Origin of the sequence: Vibrio celticus (assembly GCF_024347335.1) — a bacterium.
Taxonomy (GTDB): domain Bacteria; phylum Pseudomonadota; class Gammaproteobacteria; order Enterobacterales; family Vibrionaceae; genus Vibrio; species Vibrio celticus.
Map to the genome: position 1 here is coordinate 983868 of NZ_AP025463.1, position 18915 is coordinate 1002782.

The 18915-nt window shown below is 43.6% G+C and carries 10 protein-coding genes and 4 pseudogenes; 8 read left to right on the top strand and 6 right to left on the bottom strand.

What is annotated here, in order from left to right:
• Positions 1-3 precede the first annotated feature (3 nt).
• A complete protein-coding gene (locus tag OCV19_RS04675) occupies positions 4-1536 on the top strand; it encodes an IS3 family transposase (RefSeq protein WP_261875689.1) in 1533 nt (510 codons plus the stop codon).
• A 45-nt stretch (positions 1537-1581) separates the two neighbouring features.
• On the opposite strand, the gene OCV19_RS04680 is transcribed toward OCV19_RS04675, so the two are convergent.
• Positions 1582-1830: a YkgJ family cysteine cluster protein gene (locus tag OCV19_RS04680; protein WP_065677683.1), complete on the bottom strand. Its 249-nt coding sequence runs from the start codon at positions 1828-1830 to the stop codon at positions 1582-1584.
• A gap of 159 nt (positions 1831-1989) precedes the next feature.
• Here OCV19_RS04680 and OCV19_RS04685 point away from each other — a divergent pair, with 159 nt between their 5' ends.
• The 5 genes and pseudogenes from OCV19_RS04685 to OCV19_RS04705 all read left to right on the top strand — a co-directional run bounded on the left by OCV19_RS04685 (position 1990) and on the right by OCV19_RS04705 (position 8389).
• Positions 1990-2442 (top strand): YcgN family cysteine cluster protein, encoded by a 453-nt coding sequence (locus OCV19_RS04685; RefSeq protein ID WP_065677682.1) that lies wholly within the window; start codon positions 1990-1992, stop codon positions 2440-2442.
• 56 nt (positions 2443-2498) lie between these two features.
• A pseudogene (locus OCV19_RS04690) lies at positions 2499-4092 on the top strand (site-specific integrase).
• Positions 4089-5951 carry a hypothetical protein gene (locus OCV19_RS04695; RefSeq protein ID WP_065675781.1) on the top strand — a complete coding sequence of 621 codons (1863 nt, stop codon included), beginning with the start codon at positions 4089-4091 and terminating at the stop codon, positions 5949-5951. Before OCV19_RS04690 ends, OCV19_RS04695 begins: the two are co-directional and overlap by 4 nt.
• 3 nt (positions 5952-5954) lie before the next feature.
• Positions 5955-7931: pseudogene (locus tag OCV19_RS04700) on the top strand (hypothetical protein).
• The gene (locus tag OCV19_RS04705) at positions 7931-8389 is read left to right on the top strand and encodes a hypothetical protein (protein ID WP_065675783.1); all 459 of its coding nucleotides are present in this window, start codon (positions 7931-7933) and stop codon (positions 8387-8389) included. The pseudogene OCV19_RS04700 and the gene OCV19_RS04705 overlap by 1 nt, the downstream one beginning before the upstream one ends.
• Positions 8390-8684: 295 nt before the next feature.
• Here the strand turns inward: OCV19_RS04705 and OCV19_RS04710 are convergent.
• The 5 genes and pseudogenes from OCV19_RS04710 to istA form a co-directional block, all read right to left on the bottom strand.
• A pseudogene (locus OCV19_RS04710) lies at positions 8685-9736 on the bottom strand (IS91 family transposase).
• Entirely contained in the window at positions 9733-10623 is an 891-nt protein-coding gene (locus tag OCV19_RS04715) for a site-specific integrase (protein WP_065675778.1), read from the bottom strand. The pseudogene OCV19_RS04710 and the gene OCV19_RS04715 overlap by 4 nt, the downstream one beginning before the upstream one ends.
• A 220-nt stretch (positions 10624-10843) precedes the next feature.
• The gene (locus tag OCV19_RS04720) at positions 10844-11827 is read right to left on the bottom strand and encodes a hypothetical protein (protein ID WP_065677715.1); all 984 of its coding nucleotides are present in this window, start codon (positions 11825-11827) and stop codon (positions 10844-10846) included.
• Positions 11828-12202: 375 nt separating this feature from the next.
• Positions 12203-12940 (bottom strand): IS21-like element ISVch3 family helper ATPase IstB, encoded by a 738-nt coding sequence (istB, locus tag OCV19_RS04725; protein WP_261875690.1) that lies wholly within the window; start codon positions 12938-12940, stop codon positions 12203-12205.
• A gap of 10 nt (positions 12941-12950) precedes the next feature.
• Positions 12951-14480: pseudogene (gene istA, locus OCV19_RS04730) on the bottom strand (IS21 family transposase).
• A 599-nt stretch (positions 14481-15079) separates the two neighbouring features.
• Between istA and OCV19_RS04735 the strand changes: the two are divergent.
• Positions 15080-17752 carry a hypothetical protein gene (locus OCV19_RS04735; protein WP_065677709.1) on the top strand — a complete coding sequence of 891 codons (2673 nt, stop codon included), beginning with the start codon at positions 15080-15082 and terminating at the stop codon, positions 17750-17752.
• A 783-nt stretch (positions 17753-18535) separates the two neighbouring features.
• Positions 18536-18907, top strand: coding sequence for a diacylglycerol kinase (locus tag OCV19_RS04740; protein WP_065676533.1), 372 nt, complete (start codon positions 18536-18538; stop codon positions 18905-18907).
• Positions 18908-18915 lie beyond the last annotated feature (8 nt).

Consider the following 18915-nt stretch of genomic DNA (forward strand, 5'->3'; position numbering starts at 1 on the left):
ATTGTGTCTCGTATCTCAGTAGAAAGAAAAGAAGCTATATTGAAGAAGCTGTTGCCTCCCTATTCAATGTCAGTTAAAGAAGTGTCGGAAGAGGAAGGAATTAGCACTGCGACCCTGTATCATTGGCGCAAGCAACTCAGACGTTCAGGAGCCGCAGTGCCAAATAGCAACACTTCATCAGAGCAGTGGTCTGCTCAAACTAAACTCGCCATCGTCGCTGAAACCTATTCTATGACTGAAAATGAACTCAGCCAATATTGTCGAGAGAAGGGCTTGTACCCTGAGCAAGTACAGACTTGGCGCAGCGAGTTTGTTCAAGGAGTCATGTCGAACAAAGAGAGTGAAGCACAAGCCAAAAAACAGGCTAAAGCTGACAAACTTGAAATCAAAGAGTTGAAGAAAGATTTACGACTCAAAGAAAAAGCGCTCGCTGAAACGGCCGCCCTCTTGGTACTAAGAAAAAGCTGCGAGCCTTTACGGGGAAGAGCCAGAGGACGACTAACCTCCACCGATGAAAGGCAGAGCATAGTGGCTCTTATCTTGGAGGCGAAGCAACGCGGATGCCGCTTAGAGCCAGCTTGCCATGAAGTTCAAATCGACTTGAGAACGTATCGTCGCTGGTATCAGCAAGGTGAAGTTCAAGCTGACAAAAGGCCGATATGCGTCAGACCTGAGCCTGCTAACAAGCTGTCGCAGGAAGAGCGAGATGCGATAATCGAGGTGTGTAACCGCCCTGAATTCGCAAGCTTACCTCCGACTCAAGTCGTCCCAACACTGCTTGATAAAGGTGAGTATATCGCCTCTGAGTCGAGTTACTATCGGGTGCTGACTGCACGAGGGCAACTTCACAAACGAGGTCGTCAGCGGAGTAGACAGAAGCAAGCGAAGCCAACAAGTTACACAGCTACGGACTCGAACCAAGTCTACACATGGGATATCACTTACTTACCTTCAAAGGTTCGAGGCCACCACTATTACCTGTATGTCATCGAGGACATCTACAGCCGAAAAGTCGTTGGTTATGAAGTGTATGAGCGTGAGTGCGGTGAGCTGGCGTCACAACTTCTGCAACGGACGTTGATGCGAGAGCAGTGCTTCAATCAAGCGCTGGTTCTTCACTCAGATAACGGTGCGCCTATGAAGTCGCTGACGTTCAAAGCTAAAATGGAAGAGTTAGGTATTACCTCATCGTATAGCCGCCCGAGAGTCAGTGATGATAACCCGTATGTCGAGTCATTGTTCCGCACGGTAAAGTACATACCAAGCTGGCCAACAAAGGGCTTTGAAACTCTCGACAGTAGTCGAAGTTGGGTTGAAGACTTCGTACGCTGGTACAACACCGAGCACAAGCACAGTAAGCTAAATTACGTCACGCCTTCAGAGCGTCACAATGGAAAAGATAAAGAGATCCTGAAGCAGCGTGCTGAGGTATTGCTCGCTGCAAAACGCCGAAAACCTGAGCGATGGCCTGGTGATATCAGGAACTGTGAGCCTGTCGGTGACGTTCACCTAAATCCAGAAAGAGAAGCTGCTTAATAAGTAAGCAAATGATGACAACTACCTTGAAAAACACCGATACGCTTAGGTTATGGCTTCTAACTCGATAAGGTTATCAAGGGCTTCTTGGTCGGTTTTACCACAAATGACAGGGCAAGCTTTGAACTGGTGACATACTTTCGGGCGTGAAGCTTGACCGAATAACTTACACAGATCTTGTTCATTTAATTGAATGCAGCGTACGCCAGCAGGCTTACCATTAGGCATTCCAGGAATAGCAGATGTAATACTTGGAGCGATACAACATGCTCCACAACCTAGACGACATTCCATCAAATTAAACTCACTAAATAACAGGGTGCGCGATAGTAGCAAAAAATGATGAGAGTGACAGCTGTTGATTGAATCAAATAATGAACAATTATTATCCTTGAACTTTTTATGGGCTAGCGGTATAACACGCACCCCAGTAAAAGAGTAAGAAGTAATCCTATGACGAATCCATTTTGGCAAGAAAAAACACTAGAGCAAATGACTGAGAATGAGTGGGAATCACTTTGCGACGGTTGTGGTAAGTGCTGCCTGCATAAACTAATGGATGAAGATAGCGATGAAGTTTACTACACCAATGTGGCGTGTAGCTGGTTAAACGACAAAACATGTTCGTGTAAAGATTATCCGAACCGCTTCACTTCAGGTGAAGAGTGTTTGAAGCTGACTCGTGACAAGATCGATGAGTTTCACTGGCTACCAGACACTTGTGCTTACCGCCTTTTATCAGAATCTAAGCCGATCCCTGAGTGGCATCCATTGATCACCGGATCAAAAACAGAGATGCATGCAGCAGGTGAAAGCGTTCGTAACAAAGTGGTATACGAAATTGATGTGGTGGATTGGGAAGACCACATCCAAAACTTACCTGATAGACTAAAACCTCACAATTAACTTTCAAAGTTGAGAATGCTGTATATACTGATTGTATGTACAGTATAAGGTTTAGTATGTCAGATAAAGATGCAAATAAGAAAAAGGTCATACGAAAAGAAGTAGAAATTTCGACTATACCTAACTTCGTTTACGAGAAACCATTAGTATCTATTGATGAGAATGGCGAGCCTCAGATTACCTACCGTGCCAATGGCAATAAAACCCTCATCAAAAAGCTCCCTTTACTCCATATTGCTGAGTATGACGATAAAGACAAACTAATCAGCTATCAATCATTAGACATGGTTAATGAGTTCTTATTGTCGAAAGCAATCGATGATGGCGTGCTTGAGCTTGGTACAGATGCACAAGGGCTTGCTCATTACTTTAGTTTTGTATTGGACAAGCAGGCTGAGTGGGATGCTGAATACGATGAAGGGGACTTTGACCCTCTCTATGATGACCCCCGTCCAGAATGGAGTATCTTTCCTCGCAACAAACAAGAACGGGTAACCTACCAATATCGAGATGGAATAAAGCAGCTCGCTATTAATGGCGTATTGGCTAAAACAACGGCTAGGCAATATATGAGTAGTGTCGTTGGTTTCTACAAACATTGTCTTCGTCAAGGTATCCGCTTCAATAATCCGCCCTTCCAATTTGAGACAGTTAACATCCATTTCGAAGCGTCTGCATCAAGTATGAAAGCTTACCAACGTAAGCAGGTACACACGACGGATATGCGGATTAAGTTTTCTAAGTCATCACGCAGTGGCGGCACAAACCTCAGCAACCTGCGCCGTGATCAAAGCCGTTTACCAATAATGAATGGAACATCCTGCAAAACATATTAATGAAGTCTCGTAGGGTGGTTCGTCATGGTGACAATAATAAACTGCATTCACTGCCGATTGAGTTTTGCCTGCACCCAATGATTTGCCGTAATACGGGTTACGCCGAGAGGAAGCAGCGAGCCTTCATTTAGGACAGATTGTTAACCCCGAAACCATGATTCAGGGCGGCAAAGAGGTGTTTAAAAAGCCTGTGATGGATTTGGGTGTCGGTGATAAGTATCAATCACTCACAAAGACTGCTGAGGGCTTCGCAGAGAAGAATAAAAGCCGCGAAACCATTATCCCCGCCACATTGATGAAGATGCTTTACGATTACTCGCAGTCTGATAGGTATCAAAAGCGCCTTGAGAAATTCAAAGCATGGTGCAAGGAGCAGGCTGAGGCAGGTAATACGCATTTCTTTGAGGGTGATGATGCAATCAACCCTGAACTGGAATACCTGTTTATTACCCAGTCCGGGAAACCGATGTTTAAGCGGTTACAAGACTTTACTGGGCGCTGGGTGGAAATACGTAACACTGCAAACCTAACCCAAGGTCTTGACCAGCCTATTGTCGGCTCTATACATAATCTGCGTTCAACATTTGCCGTGAATATATTCCGCCACCTTTTAAATAAAAAGGATGAGCATGGCAACCCGTCAATCACACCCGATGAGGCATTGGATAGGGTGTCAGTGTTGCTAGGCCATGAAGATAGGGCGACGACGATGGAATACCTGAAAATTGCACAGGATATGCCTTCTGCCGATGAAATCTACGAGGACGTACTGGACTATATTGGCGCGTTTGATGATTTAGAGGGGTCATTATGATTCAAGGACGAAAGCGCACCAAAATTAAGATAAAGAAGACCAGCGCGCCAATTATTCCACTTTGCTTTGAAGAAATGGTTTTAGACTGCGGCAATGGAGTTCAATCTTACACATACCGTTTACGCTACCGCAATGTTCCAACAGTAAAGCAAATAAAGTCAGGGAGTGAGGTCTTAGCTAATCGGGATGGTATCGTTAGGGACATTCACCAACGACTAAGCCTCTTACCTAAAAACAAGTCAAAGCAGAATTATTTGTCTGGGCTTGTAATCTACTTCCAATATCTTGATGGTATTGGACATCACGGTGACTTTTTCGCTAATGCCGTCATGATTGATTGCTTAAAGCACTTCAATAAATTACGCGAGAAAGGTGAGCAGGTATCAAAAGCAGCGCAAATTAAAATCAGCTTATCTTTCCTGTTAAGGCTGTGGAATAGAGAGTCTGACCTTAATGTATTGCCAGAAGTTGCAGCACGCCCTTTGGCTGCGAACAAAGCGTTCCATGTGGAAACAGAGTTGAAGCCACTATCCAAGGTCTTGGTTAAAGGTGCACTGGCCTTTCAGGAGGCGATTGAGAACAATGAGTTGTTATATATCCATCCGTTTTTTGATGAAGAGCGGTTTGATGAACAAGCAAAGCGTAATAGCTGGACACCAAAGCAAATTAGTTTTAAGAAATATGGCCTCAAGAAATGCATGAAACCTGCGGCTGGAACAATAAAGAGTAGCTCGCTTCAACTTGAGCAGCTTAATCGTCAGGTATTTTATAATCAGGCTTCACGCAATTGGTTTTTCATATTCTCAATGCTGACAGGCATGAATACATCGGTGCTTGCTAATGTGCGCCACAAGGACGTTTCATTTAAAAGTATTGGCAGTGGGCGGTTTGTTTTTGACGGTGAGAAATTCAGGGCAGGCTATAAAGGCTTGGATAATAGCGCTGGCTTTAGTCAGCGAACTAAAGAGTTGATTACCCGATGGCTAAAAACCTCTAAAGCGATGTACCAGTCACTAGGCATCCCGCTGTCAAACGAGCTACCACTTTGCCCTTTCTTTAGTGCCAGCGGTGAGGTTTGGACATTCAATGCCCAGAGTTCACATATTGGCTACATCAATACTCAGCTTGAGAAGATAACTGGCTTAACGGTTACGACAAGTCGATTCAGGGCGACAAAATCTGATGTACTGATGCGAGTCACTGAGGATATCTTCCTTGTGTCACAGGGGCTGAATAATGAAATAAATGTTGTCGCCCAACGCTACTCTAGTGGTGTTCAGGCAGACCATGATAACAACCTTAATGCCACGATGGACGCACAATACGCGGTTGCCAAGGGCGAGGAGATAGGCAAAGCCATCGAGGATGCAAAGGCGATGCGCAGCGATATTTTGTCAGATTATGATTATAAGAATTTGCGCAGCCGTGAAAGCAAAGAGCAGCCATTAATGACCACGCCCAGTGGCATCAAATGCGCAGGGGCAACACCAGAGAAGCTTATTGCGGAAGCAAGGCGCATGAAGCAGTCGGGCATCGATTTTTCGAAAGATACGGGACGTTGCACGGATTTTCTTGCTTGTTTTGATTGTGACAGCCATAAATTGGTGGCGTCAGAAAATGACATCTGGTTGATGTTGTCATTTTTAGAACAAATCGAAGACCTCAAAGAGATGGTGGCAAGTAATTCCGCACCGAAGGATGAGTATTTTGTGGTGGAGGGGGTGTTGAAAAAAGTCCTTATCAGGCTGAAACAAAAAGCACCCAAAAATTACGCTCAAGCAAAACAAAAAGTGGATGATGGCGACTACCACCCGCTTTACCAAGACCGAGCCAGTGCAAGCCAATTCTTTAAGGGGTAATTTATGTCTAAACAGCTTATACAGCTTCGCCAAGAACTCGCTGAAAATCCGTATGTGACGTTTGACTCTGACGGGAAAGGTGTTTCTCGTGTCTTCGATGCAAAGTGGGACTTTCACGCCCTGAACCAGAATGAAAAACATTGTCTTTGGGCATACTGATGAGAAGTACCGCCACGATATTCAGTCTTACCTTTATGCACTGATTCAATACCAAAAGGAAACATCAAACTCCAATTCCCATAAGGCTGTTAGCTCGCTGAGAACGATTAGGATAAATTAAAAGGCATCGCCACACGTTGGGGTAAAAGTGACTTCAGCTTACTTTCGAGCGAGCGAGAGTGGAAAAGATGCAGTAAAACATTGCATGGGGTTGGCAGTGAAGGTACGTGCCGACAACTTGCCTCGGGCATTAATTCACTGAATAAAGCGGGCCTTGTAACGCGTTATGTCCATAAACGAGAGTATAGCCAGTGGGTTAACCCTGATGCTGGTGATGGTCAGGCCATCGCATTTCCTGAAGCGATTCATGTCAGTATTTTAAAAACTGTTGTTGAGTTTGTGGAAACCTATCACCCCTATCGCCATCAGATTTCAGAGGCGATGGAAAAGCTTTACACCTATCAGGATGAAATGTTCAACGCTGAGCTAAAAGCGCTAGGTGTCAGTGTCCTAAGCGATAGGCAAATGATGACATTTAGCAAAAGGATGTCTGATAGAACAAAGAAATGGCCTGAACGAAAAGCCATTCCTAACTTCTCCTTTTACAGGCGAGGAAGCTGGTTAGGAGCAATGCTCAGGATGTGCTTTATCTGTGTCGGCTTATTCTCCGCCGCCCGAAAGGAAGAGCTGCTCTCCATGAACAAAGAGAGCTATGACGATACATTAGCTGCTGTGCCCAAGGTCTCAGGGTTTTCGACAAAGGGAAATAAGGGTGAAAGAATTTATACGACGTGGAATACTGCCCCTATCGCAAAACTGGCACTGGAGCTAGCTTATGACGCCACGCAAGCCGCGAGAAAATACAGTTTAGAACGACTGGATGACTGCTATCAAAATGGTCTGTTAACCCAAGACCAATATAATGCAAAGAAACAAGACCTTGAAAGTGCCTTTATTTCTTCTGATTTCTCTTATGACCGTGAAGCTCTCGTAAATAAAGCATCGTTAAAATACGGTATTGACGGGGCTCGTGATGCATTGAATATGAAAGAGTTCAACATTACTGCGACCGCCGAAGACGTTGACGAATTCGACCTGTTAAATCCAGAGCGAGCAGGAAGTTTAAAGATTGGAGGCGGTTTACCAAAGCTTAGTCCACATGACTTACGAAGGAGTTTTGTGGTCTTTATGGTGAAAAACCGGCTGGGCAATGCGCTTACAGTAAAATACCAACTTAAACACCGCAATATTAATATGTCCAACTGGTACGCGAATTATTCCGAACTGGCGCGTACCAACCAACTGCTGATGGATACAAAGTTAATGAGTGAAGTTGATGAAGCCATTGAAAACTCAGCAGTGGACGCATGGGATGAGATTTACAATGTATCCGATACCTTAAGTGGTGCTGAAGGCGAGCGCATAGCCCAAAATAAAGCAGAGCGGCTAGCACAAGGGGAAGAAATTGTTATGTCCCGAAGTGAGTTGCTCGCTTTGGTAAGGTCTGGTGACAAATCCATTGTGTTGCTTCCTACAGGTGGCTACTGCACCAATCGTAATTGTGAGCGGCTTTGCTCATTGATGGATATTGTTGAAGCCCCCTGTGAGCATAAGGTAATCACTGATAAAGCGGCTAAAAGGCTTTCAAAGGAGCGGGACAACCTCATTGCTTCGTTCCGGGCAATCAATGATATGGGTGATTATGCCAATGAGTTGATTCTGGATGCCAGAAAAAAGAAGATTCAGTCCATTGAACCTACATTGGTCAAACACAGCATCCCATTTGATGGCTTCAATGATGATATTAAGGCGGTATGGTGATGAAAGTTGAGTATAAGGCAACCTGCAAGGCAGAAGGGTTACTGGTCAATGCATTTCAGCGCTTATTAGATGGCAAGCCGCTTCATGTTAAGGCGACTGGCAAGCTGACGTTGAACCGAATCAATAATGAAGCCCAACTTGGCAATAGCTATGTCCATAAGTTCAAAGAGTTCGTGGCCTATGCCAAACCTGTTCTCGATGAATACAACCTCAACCGCGATAAGGCGATGACAACAGGCTTAGATATTGAGCTAGATGTCCCTTTGTCTGAGCTTGATAGGCTAAAACACGAATTAAAAAAAGCAAATGAGCTTAAGGATAAATACAGGGTGCAACGAAACAATGCAGTTGAGGCCCGGAAGCAGTTAGAGGCTGAAAATGCCAGGCTCCGTTTCAGGGTGTTTGAGCTACAACAAGAGCTGTTAGATGAAAACTCAGTTGTGACACCCATAAAGTAACACTTTCCCACGCTCAAAGTGTAATGGGGTAAAGGGACGTAACAAACAAGAATAGCTGTCGCGTAGCCGACAGTTTTATTCAGAGTTGAACAAGCCCGTGCTTCTTCTTTATTAGTAATTTTCGGCTAGGGGTGAGAGGCTTCTTTTGAGTAGTGTCTTTCTTAAGGGCGAGTAAATCTAGAGCGTGATTCATTGTAGCATCACACCTTTAGTTTTCTGATTTATATCATATATTTACACCCTCCCTTTTTAGTTATAGTTAATGCTATTCTCCTTATTATCGTTTGCCTTTCGGCTAGATCGGTCGAGTTATCCCCACACAAGCCATCGTGCTCTGACAGCAAGGGCATGGCCGTACAGCTCGAGGTTTTTTAGGTGTGGCTTCTAATTCAGAAGCAATGCTCTCTGGTAAAAAGAATAATTGGATTTGAACGCATAGCTGTCTAGCATTGCCTCGAAGGAAGCCATAATCTCGTACTCGTTGCATACCCCTAGGAAGCACATGTTGTAAAATAAGCCATAAAAACTCAAGTATGGGGAGCGTACGTGTTTGTCGCTGCTTCGTTTGACTGTCTTGATACTGGAAAGTGACATCACTTTCAGTGATGTTGAGGATATCGTTATCTGGAAGGACGCCTCGATAAAGGTATCGTGACAGATATTCTAAGGCATGAAGTCCATACCCGACACATCGACAATCAACAACCCATGTTTTAGGCACATTTTGAGGCAGCATCATCTCTGCATCGTGATGAATCATGTCTAACAACCTAGCTCGCCATACTTTTGCCAATGCGAATTCATTATATAAGTAGCCCTTTTTCCCCTTATGCCACTCATGCCTCTTTGAATCATATTGCCCCCCTGCAACAATGACATGGAGGTGAGGGTGTAACTCTCTTTTTCGACTGTGTGTATGAAGGACAATGGTAAACCCTAGTTCACCTTTTGATTGCCGACGAGCAAAGTCTTTCAATGTTGAGGACGCAGCAGTGAACATCGCTTGATAAAGAGCCTTTGGATTTCGACGAGCCAAAGACCTAAGCTCATAAGGCACAGTAAACGTCACCATATAATAGTGAGTGGGTAACAGTTTTCGCTTCTGTCTTTCAAGCCAACCTGATGTGGTACTGTGCTGGCATTGGGGGCAATGCCGATTACCACACGATAAGGCCAGTCTGTCATCATGATGACAGTGTGAGCAATACCATTGTGATAACCCTTGCTTCTCAGTCTTGCAGCGTAACATCGCTGCAATCGCCTTCTGGTGTCAGTGCTAAAACGATAGCCGTATTTATACTCAAGTTGATTCTTGTATTGGCGAAGTAACTCAATAAAAGTGCTCATACATTCAGCTCCCAATCGAGGCGAAGCTTATCGGCCAACTGGTTGAGTGCCTGATTCGCATCGTGCAATTTCAATTGAGTCATTTGTGTGTAGCGAGCGGTGGTATTTAGGCTGCTATGGCCCAGTAGTATTTGCAGCGAACGCAGATCTAACCCTTGCTCTAGAAGGTGTGTCGCAAAGCAGTGACGTAAAGAGTGAGGTGTAATTCGTTTGTAGATACCACATTCGTTGATGACCTTCTTTAGTGCTTTTTGAGCACCTTGATCGTTAGGGCTAACATCACAGCACTTCCCTTTACTTGGGAAAAGAAGATTAGGGTGTCGATGGGTGCACCAGTAGCGACGAAGCGCATGCAGGGTTCGATTTGGGATTGGAACCAGCCTATCTTTACCTCCCTTAGCATGACGAATATGGACTCGCATGGTATGGCTATCAATATCAGGAATAGTAATGTGAAGCGCTTCATTGATTCTTAGCCCCATTGTATAAATGGTGAGAAACAGCACTTTGTAGCGGGTCTCTCGAGTCGCGTTGATGACTTGAGCGACTTGCTCTGGGGATATGATATTAGGGAGCCGCTTTACTTTAGGTGGCTTAACAATACCTATCCATTCCCATTGTTTATCCAGCGTATGTTTATAGAAGAATTGAAGCCCACAGCGGTCAAGCTTAATGGTACTCCATGAGACTTGTCCTATAAGTTGACTGAAGTATCGTCGTAAATCTTCAATCGTTAGCGTGTCAGGGCAGCGGTCAAAGTACTGTGTTATTCGTCTAACTGCGAGTGAGTAAGCTTGGATCGTTTTTGGACGTTTTCCTTGAAGCTTTAATTGAGTAAGGTGTTGTTGATGTAGATCGTCGAAACGTAGTTGTTCGGAAGGCGTCATAATATACTCTCCAGTAAAGCACCATCGATATGATGGTGGTACTAAAGAGTATGGTTATCAGAAGAGTATCTTTTCTGCCGCAGAGCGGCTTCGTTCAACACGTTTCTGCCCCTTTATGAGTCAGGAAAGGAAAGATGTAGCAGAATTAACGATTGAAAAAAGTAAGCAGCTATGCTTTATCAACTGATAACATAACTGCTTTTTGAGGCTAGAGAAAAAGCTATTTCACTTCGTATCTTAGTAGAACTTCATTATCCAAAACAACATTTGTTGACCAGATGAAGCTTGCCCCAGCACCGCTAAATTTATCAATAAAGTTCATGTAAGATTTTTTATTATTTACACCAATTTCATCTTCTGAATACTCAGTCGCTTGGGGCCATGAAGCTGCATCGAAATCTTTTGCCATCCAGTTACTTGGAGTTTCCCAATGAGCGGCATAAGCATTTGCACCGTTATCAGTGCCCTCAGTTGTGCAATTCTCCGATAAGCGCTTACCATCAATCTCACTTAAGCAGCTAAGATCATAGATTGGTGCAGTATAGAATGTCTGTGCTTGCCAGTCGGAACCCGTCACAGTGCCGTCACTAAAGCTTGCGATAAAGCCACCATCACCGGGATGGAATGCTTTGCCACGGTTATCTTCTGTACCTAAACCTAAGTTTTCTTCCCAATCGATTACTTTTACAGCAATCGTGTATGGTTTATTTACTTTGAACTTGACGATACTAGAGTTAAACGGTGTGAAAGGTACCGTGTCTACTGCAACAAGCTGATCATTAACATATAACTCGAAATAGTTGTCAGCAAAGATGTAACCTGTGATCTCTTCACCGTCTGAGTCAATAACAGCCACAGGGACAGACTCTTCATCCACATCAGCTATACTATCAGGCGTGATATTGGCGCACTCTTCATAAAGATCGACAGCTTTTGGTGCAGTTGTGAAATGGTTTTGAGCAGGAACTGTCCATACTTTCCCGTCAGCATCAGCAATCTCACCGATGCCTGCCACACGACTTCGACCATTTGCACACTCAAAAAGATTCGTTTCTACTGTTTTTGCAAGACCTTGAGTAATGCTAGCTGATCCCTTGTAATCATTGATGTTTTCACTAACCATTGGGTCTGAGGATGGAGAACAACCCGTCAAAAGCAGGGCAATGGATGAAAGAGCGAATACTTGATTATTTATATTAATCATCAATAAAGATCCAGTAGTAAGTATGAAAGTTGAGTATAGTTTTTAATCTTTGTAAATCAATGTGCTGAGCTGGTTGAGTTACTGGTGCATATACTAGGTCGTGTAATGTAAATCAACGCAAACGATATGTGATTATTAGTAAATGAACCCTTAGCTTGAATTTTTACCAATTCCCCCGTTTGTAACTCGGAATTGTCCAGAGGCTTCTCAGCGCGATCATCGTGCCCCATTGTGAGCTAACGTAGTTACTCATTCATAGACTGTTAACATCGGTTTTCCCTAATTTCTCTCATGATTGCGTATTTCGGTGATTGCGATCGGCTGTTTCGGTTTATTCCGATCGCCTGATCCTACCGTTTTTCTCTCTTCTTATTTTTACTCTAAGTGATCGGATTGCGCCAGTTTTCTCATTGACTCACCTCCCAGTTCTAGTCGATGACTATTGTGTACTAGCCGATCCAGCGCGTCGGCAACGGTCGCGTTGCCGATCATGTTGTACCACTCCTTTACAGGTAACTGACTGATGACGATTGTACTGCTGTTTTGATAACGATCTTCAAGCACTTCTAATAAGTGACCCGCATGCTCTTGTGTCAGTTTTTCCATCCCCCAGTCGTCGAGGATCAGTAAGGCTTTCTTAGCCAGTGATTGGAGTTGCTTTTGATAGCTGCCATCCATACGACCAGCGGTCAGGTCGTCAAGCAAGCGAGTTAATCGGTAGTACCTAACCGTTTGTTGTTGGTCACAGGCACTGGTGGCCAGTGCGCAGCCAAGATATGTTTTGCCTGCGCCCGTTGGGCCTGTGATCAAGATGTTTTGGTGTTTATATAGATAACTGCCAGTCAGAAGTTCGCTCATCTGTTTGCGATTGAGGTTTCGTCCCTCTTTGTAGATGAGTTGGCTCGGCTGTGCATCCACTCTTAGCTTGGCTTGTCGTTTTAAGCGTTGGATTTTGGTCTGATTGCGATTCAAGATCTCGCTTTCCAGAAGTAAACTTAACCGTTCCTCGAAGTCCAACTCTGCGTAAGTAGTCAGTTGCTCTTGTTGCTGCTCTAATGCTTTCGCTACATGGCTCAAGCGTAGGGTTTTGAGTTGGTCGTTCAGTGTATTCATATCCTTTCTCCTAGTGATAACTGTTCGGGCCACGAACATTGCTATGAACAAGGTTCGGCGTGCTCGTGTTGTCTTTGCTCAGCTGTCCTTCACGATTGTTTTCAGCAAATTACTGATGAAGGTGTAATTGGATTTTGTCAGCATCAGCGCATCTTTACAGGCTTGTTCAAGGCGCGGTTCGCCATAGGTTTTACTCAGACTGAGCAAGCCAAGACAGGAACGATAAGACTGCTCTGGATGAGGCTTGGAGTTCAGCATTTTATTGACGACTTCTCGTGTGGCTGCGCCGATATTGGCCCCCCAACTAAGCAAGCGCTCTGGTGACCACTTCTGATGTTGATGGTTGCTTGGCATGTGCTCTGGTTGGGTGCTGTTTCCGCGATCTCTTTGGCTACGTGGATGCTGGGCGACCACGTTACCTTTATGGTAGATCTGCACCAGACGATTAGAGGCTTCTAGTTCGACATGATGACCGACAAGTTGATGGGGAACTGAGTAGTAATGACGGCGATATTCGATGTGATAGTCAGGGCCAACTTTGGCTCGTTTAGTTTCGGTATACAGGTAACGCTGCTTAGGCAATGGCCTTAATGCAGGTTTGTCGAGTTTATCGAACAACGCTTGGCGGCTAGCGCCATACTGTTTCATCTTACGCTGATTTAACTCATTCATGAGTTCGCGGATGGCGAGATTCAACTCTTTGAAGGTATGGAAGGTTTGGTGTCTCAGCCGCATCATGATCCAGCGCTCTACTAAGAGCACGGCATTCTCTGCCTTGGCTTTGTCTTTCGGTTTGTAGGGGCGAGCTGGCATCACAGCGGTTTGATAGTGATTAGCCAGTTTTTGATAGCTGTCGTTCAGCCTCGGCTCATAACGATTCGCTTTAGTGACAGCGCTGCGTAGGTTATCGGGAACTAAGAGTTGTGGTACGCCACCGAAGTGCTCGAACGCATTTGCATGCGCCTCTAACCAGTAAGGCTTCCCTTGGCTGGGAAGGCTTCAACATAGGTGTAATTGGACGCGCCTAAAGTCGCGACGAACACCTCCGCTTCGCGCACTTCCCTGTGTCAGGGTTGACCACCTGAAGCCGAGGCCCACAGTAATCGATAAACAGTTTATCACCTGCGACATGAAGCTGGCGCATGCTGCGTTTTTGGGTTTTGAACCAACGAGTGAAGTGCTCGCAGAACTGAGTGTAAGCGTAAGCTTGCTCTTGATATTGCTCATGATACTCCTGCCAGAGCAGCATCTTTGTCATACCTTTACGCCTGAGTTCGACTGCGTATTGAGTGAAGTCTGGCATAACTTTATCTCGACTGGCTTTCTTGCCGTGATACAGCGCCTGTGTGAGATCTGCATCGCTGCAACTGTCGGGTAGAGGCCAACCAAGTTGGCTTTGTTTAAAGCGAGTAAGGAGTTCTGATACGGTGGATGGGCCGAGTTTAAGGCAAGAAGCGATACCACGATTTGAGAGACCGCAGTCGTATTTAAGGCGTAATACCTCTTTGATTTTGTTCATTGGAGTTCTCTTTTTGGCCATTGTCGCTTCCTTTCCTTCTTGTTTAAGAAGTAAAGAATAGCGAGCTATTGATTTAAAAGAGAAAAAGGAAGGGTTTCGGCCATTACGATCGCGGTTTTCGCTATTCCGATCACCGATTTCGGAGTTAGACTAAAAGTGATCGGATAATCGCGGAATCAGTGATCGGTTTAAACCGAAATGGGTGATCGGATAATCCCGAAATGACTGATCGGAATACTCCGAAATATGCACATGATATGTCATGGTCAGTATTACGTTCGTTTTCTCCCAATAGCGAGCTAAATCAGGGTTAGTAGCCATCAGAGCTGAAGTGAATGGTCATGCTGTCAAATTACTCGCAGTACAGTACGTCAGTCTCAAAAGTGTCTTAGAGAAATATACTTTTTACCGTCTATTCCATTCCTTTGAGGTGCTGTGGTGGTGTGTAATACCTAGTCGGGTCGAGGCATCTTTCTGCCACATAGAGTGGCCTGTAAAAAAGATAGTTGTGTCAAATAACCAATTGCTTTTTAATGAATTGTTAATCTCTAGCCTAGTTTGAGCATCCACTCACTGTTACTATTTCCACCTAGTTAGCACACTTGAGATATGTGAATTGTATGAGTCAGAATAAGATACTAGCGGAAATATTTAATGTACTAGAAAAGCTGTCTGCTCGGTATTTCTCTATTACAATCGGATTTTTGACGGCAGGTATAGCGTTTAAACTCCTTTCTCATTCTACAAACATCTGGTGGCTGCGTTTTTTGTTTTCACCACATCCATTGTTCGGCGAACAGATATTTACACTTTGGGCAGCCTTGCTTGCCATACATGGGACAATCGCTGCGTTATCCTTAACTTTGAATGGAGCACTGATTGACCGTGTTGCAGAAGCTTTTAATCCATCTCTAGAGGGTATCGCACGTCAAGCTGTATTTAAGCGACTTCGTTTCCAAAGTTTTTCTAATTGGTCTATCAGTAGCCTGACAATCGGTATTGGGTGGTTTGCTATTAAAGGGGGGATTATTCTTTACATCATATCAATGATGATGTCCTTTTCATTCTTGATTTTCTATGCCTATGTCTACCGCTATCTACAAAAAGTTAGCATCTCACCCGGTGTAATGAAAGAGTTTGTTGAAGCTGAAATAAAGGATACCAAAGCCCGTGCTAAATCCTTAAATGATAAGATCGAAAGAGTGGCTAGCAACAACTCTAATACACTTATATCACTTAATATTACACAAGAGCCACATCGAAAGTTTCGCCCACGAGCAATTTCACTTCCAGAGTCTCACTCAGGCTTAATATATAGCTATAATGCGGCTAAGCTAAAAGCTTTTATTGACACTATGCACCAAAAAGGGCTTTTTGATTTTACGATAAGTGTGCGCCCCGGACGGTTGGATTCTGATGCGCCTGTTCGCTATTCCATTAACACATTGTTAGACGCTGACAGAGCCAGTTTGGAAACTGCATTCTTGGCAACACTTGGTGATAGTATTATGGAATGCGATCTAGTCTTGTATGATGACTTAGCTTCTCAGCTACAATTTAACGTCTATGATCATGCGATTAGACTTGCCAGTCAGAAAGATCTTGGCGAATCACTTAAATGGCTGTTTTTATTAACAGATGAAGATGAGATAGAAAGAACATTTAACGGTTTGCTTCATTTGTTTTACGAAAATCGTGCGACCTTGTCTCAAAGAGCGAGCATAGTTTCCAACTTAAAGAGCGCGATGGTTACAAGTTTCCATTACAGTGATACCTCACTCTTGTGTACTTTTATATTTCGAATAGCGCAAGACTTGCTGGATATTGATAGCTATGTCGAATTTATTAAAAATGAGAGTGAGTTTTTCGTTAACTTTGTAATCGATTCCGTTGGAAATGAAAAACAGCTCAAAAGTGTTCTTTATGAGCCTCTAGTTGATATTAGTCAACATCGACTAGCTGCCGCGTCCGAATTTATTCAGGTACTGTCCGTTAGAGATAAATATTATGATTTAGATTCTGATACCTCCCACCACCAGTGGAATGCGACTGTCAGGGTGGCCTTTTATCTAGAAGCTCTCGCATTACTGACATTACGTTTAGATGCTATCAGCATACAGGATGGCGCGGATAGAGAACGAGTACTCATAATGGACACCATTCGCTCTATTTTAAATGCTGTGGTATTCCGCGAGCTTTATTATCATGAATTTATCTACCATGAAATATTTAAATTACGTCACGGTTTTTCCTACCATTCAGCAGAGTCTGACTTGCGATACATAAAAGATGGCGACGTTTATACGAATACATCAAATGAGTTTTTTAATCGAGCACGAGCTTTGTTGTTGTTTGGTATCCCCGGAGGTAGTCAGCCATTCTCGATAGATTTCATCAGAAATATGGAGTTGCTGATCAGCAAGACAAGTTTCACTACTTGGGAAGCCAAAAATCTCCTAGATTATGTAAGCTCAGACGACTATCAACAGCAGTTCTCATTGTTAACGAAGGGTACGGCTACGAATAGAGGGGAGATTAAACAGTTTGTTGATCAAGCTGTGGGTAAATTAAACACTTTTTATGACCAGCTTCAGGCACTAGTACATCGTCAAATTGTTAATGCTGATCTAGATCCTTCTATAACGCGTGAGATCACCAAAGAAGTTACAAAACGATTTACGAAGGAAATTAGCAACGTATTCCCTGAGCTTGAATTACTTGATAACAATAGCAACATAAAAGATTCATTTATAGCGAAGATAGATAAACGCACATTCTTAAAGCCAATTGATAGCGTTTCGGCAGCTAATCCTTCTCGACATTTGGCGAAGCAGCTGATGCGAACCTTTCTCTTGTCGATGGCTGAGCACTTAAACGATACTGAACGCACCTTGATACAACGTTTGCCGGAGGAGGTTGAACAGTTTACAGGTCACTGGATAACGGTAATAAATGGCGAGATGCAAAGTGACAAAACGACGCCTGTAGGGGCATACCTCAAGGGATATAAACTTCGTGATAAGAACAACACGTTAGGCTTGTGTGATGCTGGGCTTTACTATTTCCAGATCAATTCAACGTCTCTTTCACTTTCTAAAACGGAAAATAACCCGATATCTTTGGAGATCGTGACTGCTGATTCACCTGACTTCAGTGAACTGTTTGGAGATAACTTTGACTTGATGAACAAGGAGCAGACTGTAGTTGTGAAAGCGAAATTTAATTTGGCATTACGTTATGTGTCACCATTACCGATCTATTTTCTTCCAGTAACAGAAATGTTGTCTGCTTAGTTTTGTCAATATGGGATATGGAGGGTGTTTGTCTTTCACATTCAAATCACAATACCGAAAGACCAAGCGTTTACTCATAGGCGCTATGTAGTGGTACGGTGAAATTGGAACGGTTTTAGAGTTTTCCCAATAGAATCACATTAAATCATAAAAAAATCATCATGCGAATGACTGTTAGAATTTTAACTCTAAGAAGGTTTTGTCCAAAAGTTTCTAACGCAGAGTTGTGGTTGTATGTTGTGGTTGTATGAGAGGCATGTATGATGCAACGGAGGATTGCTTGCTTGTATCGCAGAGCGCTGGTTAGTAACAAAATGTTGAGAATTGCTTTGATCGACTTGATGGGATAGTTGAGAATTTTTGGATGAATTTCTCAGGTTTTGCTTAGAGAAAGGGCTTTTTGTTGAGAAAGTCATGAACCCATTGGTATTGCTGGTCTCTCTCATGATTCATAAAAACAAAAATTAATTCTTGCACATCCAAGCCAACCCCAAGTCATACAACGGGCGTATTCCGTGATGTTTATAACTTGTCATAAATTTGCCATGAATCTGAAGTATGACGAACTTGATCAGTGTTGCCGTACAATATGGAATTTCGGCTTGACCTAACGAACCATCTTTCTGGCAATGGTTAGCTAGCCCATTGGAAATGACGTTGGGCTGCCTTTCATTTAATGACGTAAATATGACGATTTAAATACATTAAGGAACTTTCCACATATTATTAACACTAATCATGTTATTAGTCAGTCCGATTCATTACCGTAATATAAGGTCTAGTGTGAAATCTAATCAAAAAGGGTTGGTTCGGCTTATCCATGCAACAAAATATTCATGGTTAGGCTTACGTGCGGCTTGGCGTTACGAGGCAGCGTTCAGACAAGAATTGGTGTCTTTTTGTGTGCTATTCCCTCTGGCTCTCGCTTTACCCGTCGGCGGCTTAGAGAAGTTATTGCTGGTTGGTTCAATTATCGCGGTTATCGTCGTCGAATTACTTAATTCTGCCATAGAAGCTGTTGTTGATCGGATCGGGCCAGAGAAGCATGACTTGTCAGGGCAAGCGAAAGATATGGGTTCAGCTGCTGTTCTGCTTACTCTCTTAATGGCAATATCCACGTGGGTGTATGTCTTGTTTTCTAACTTTGCCGTGTGAAAACATAG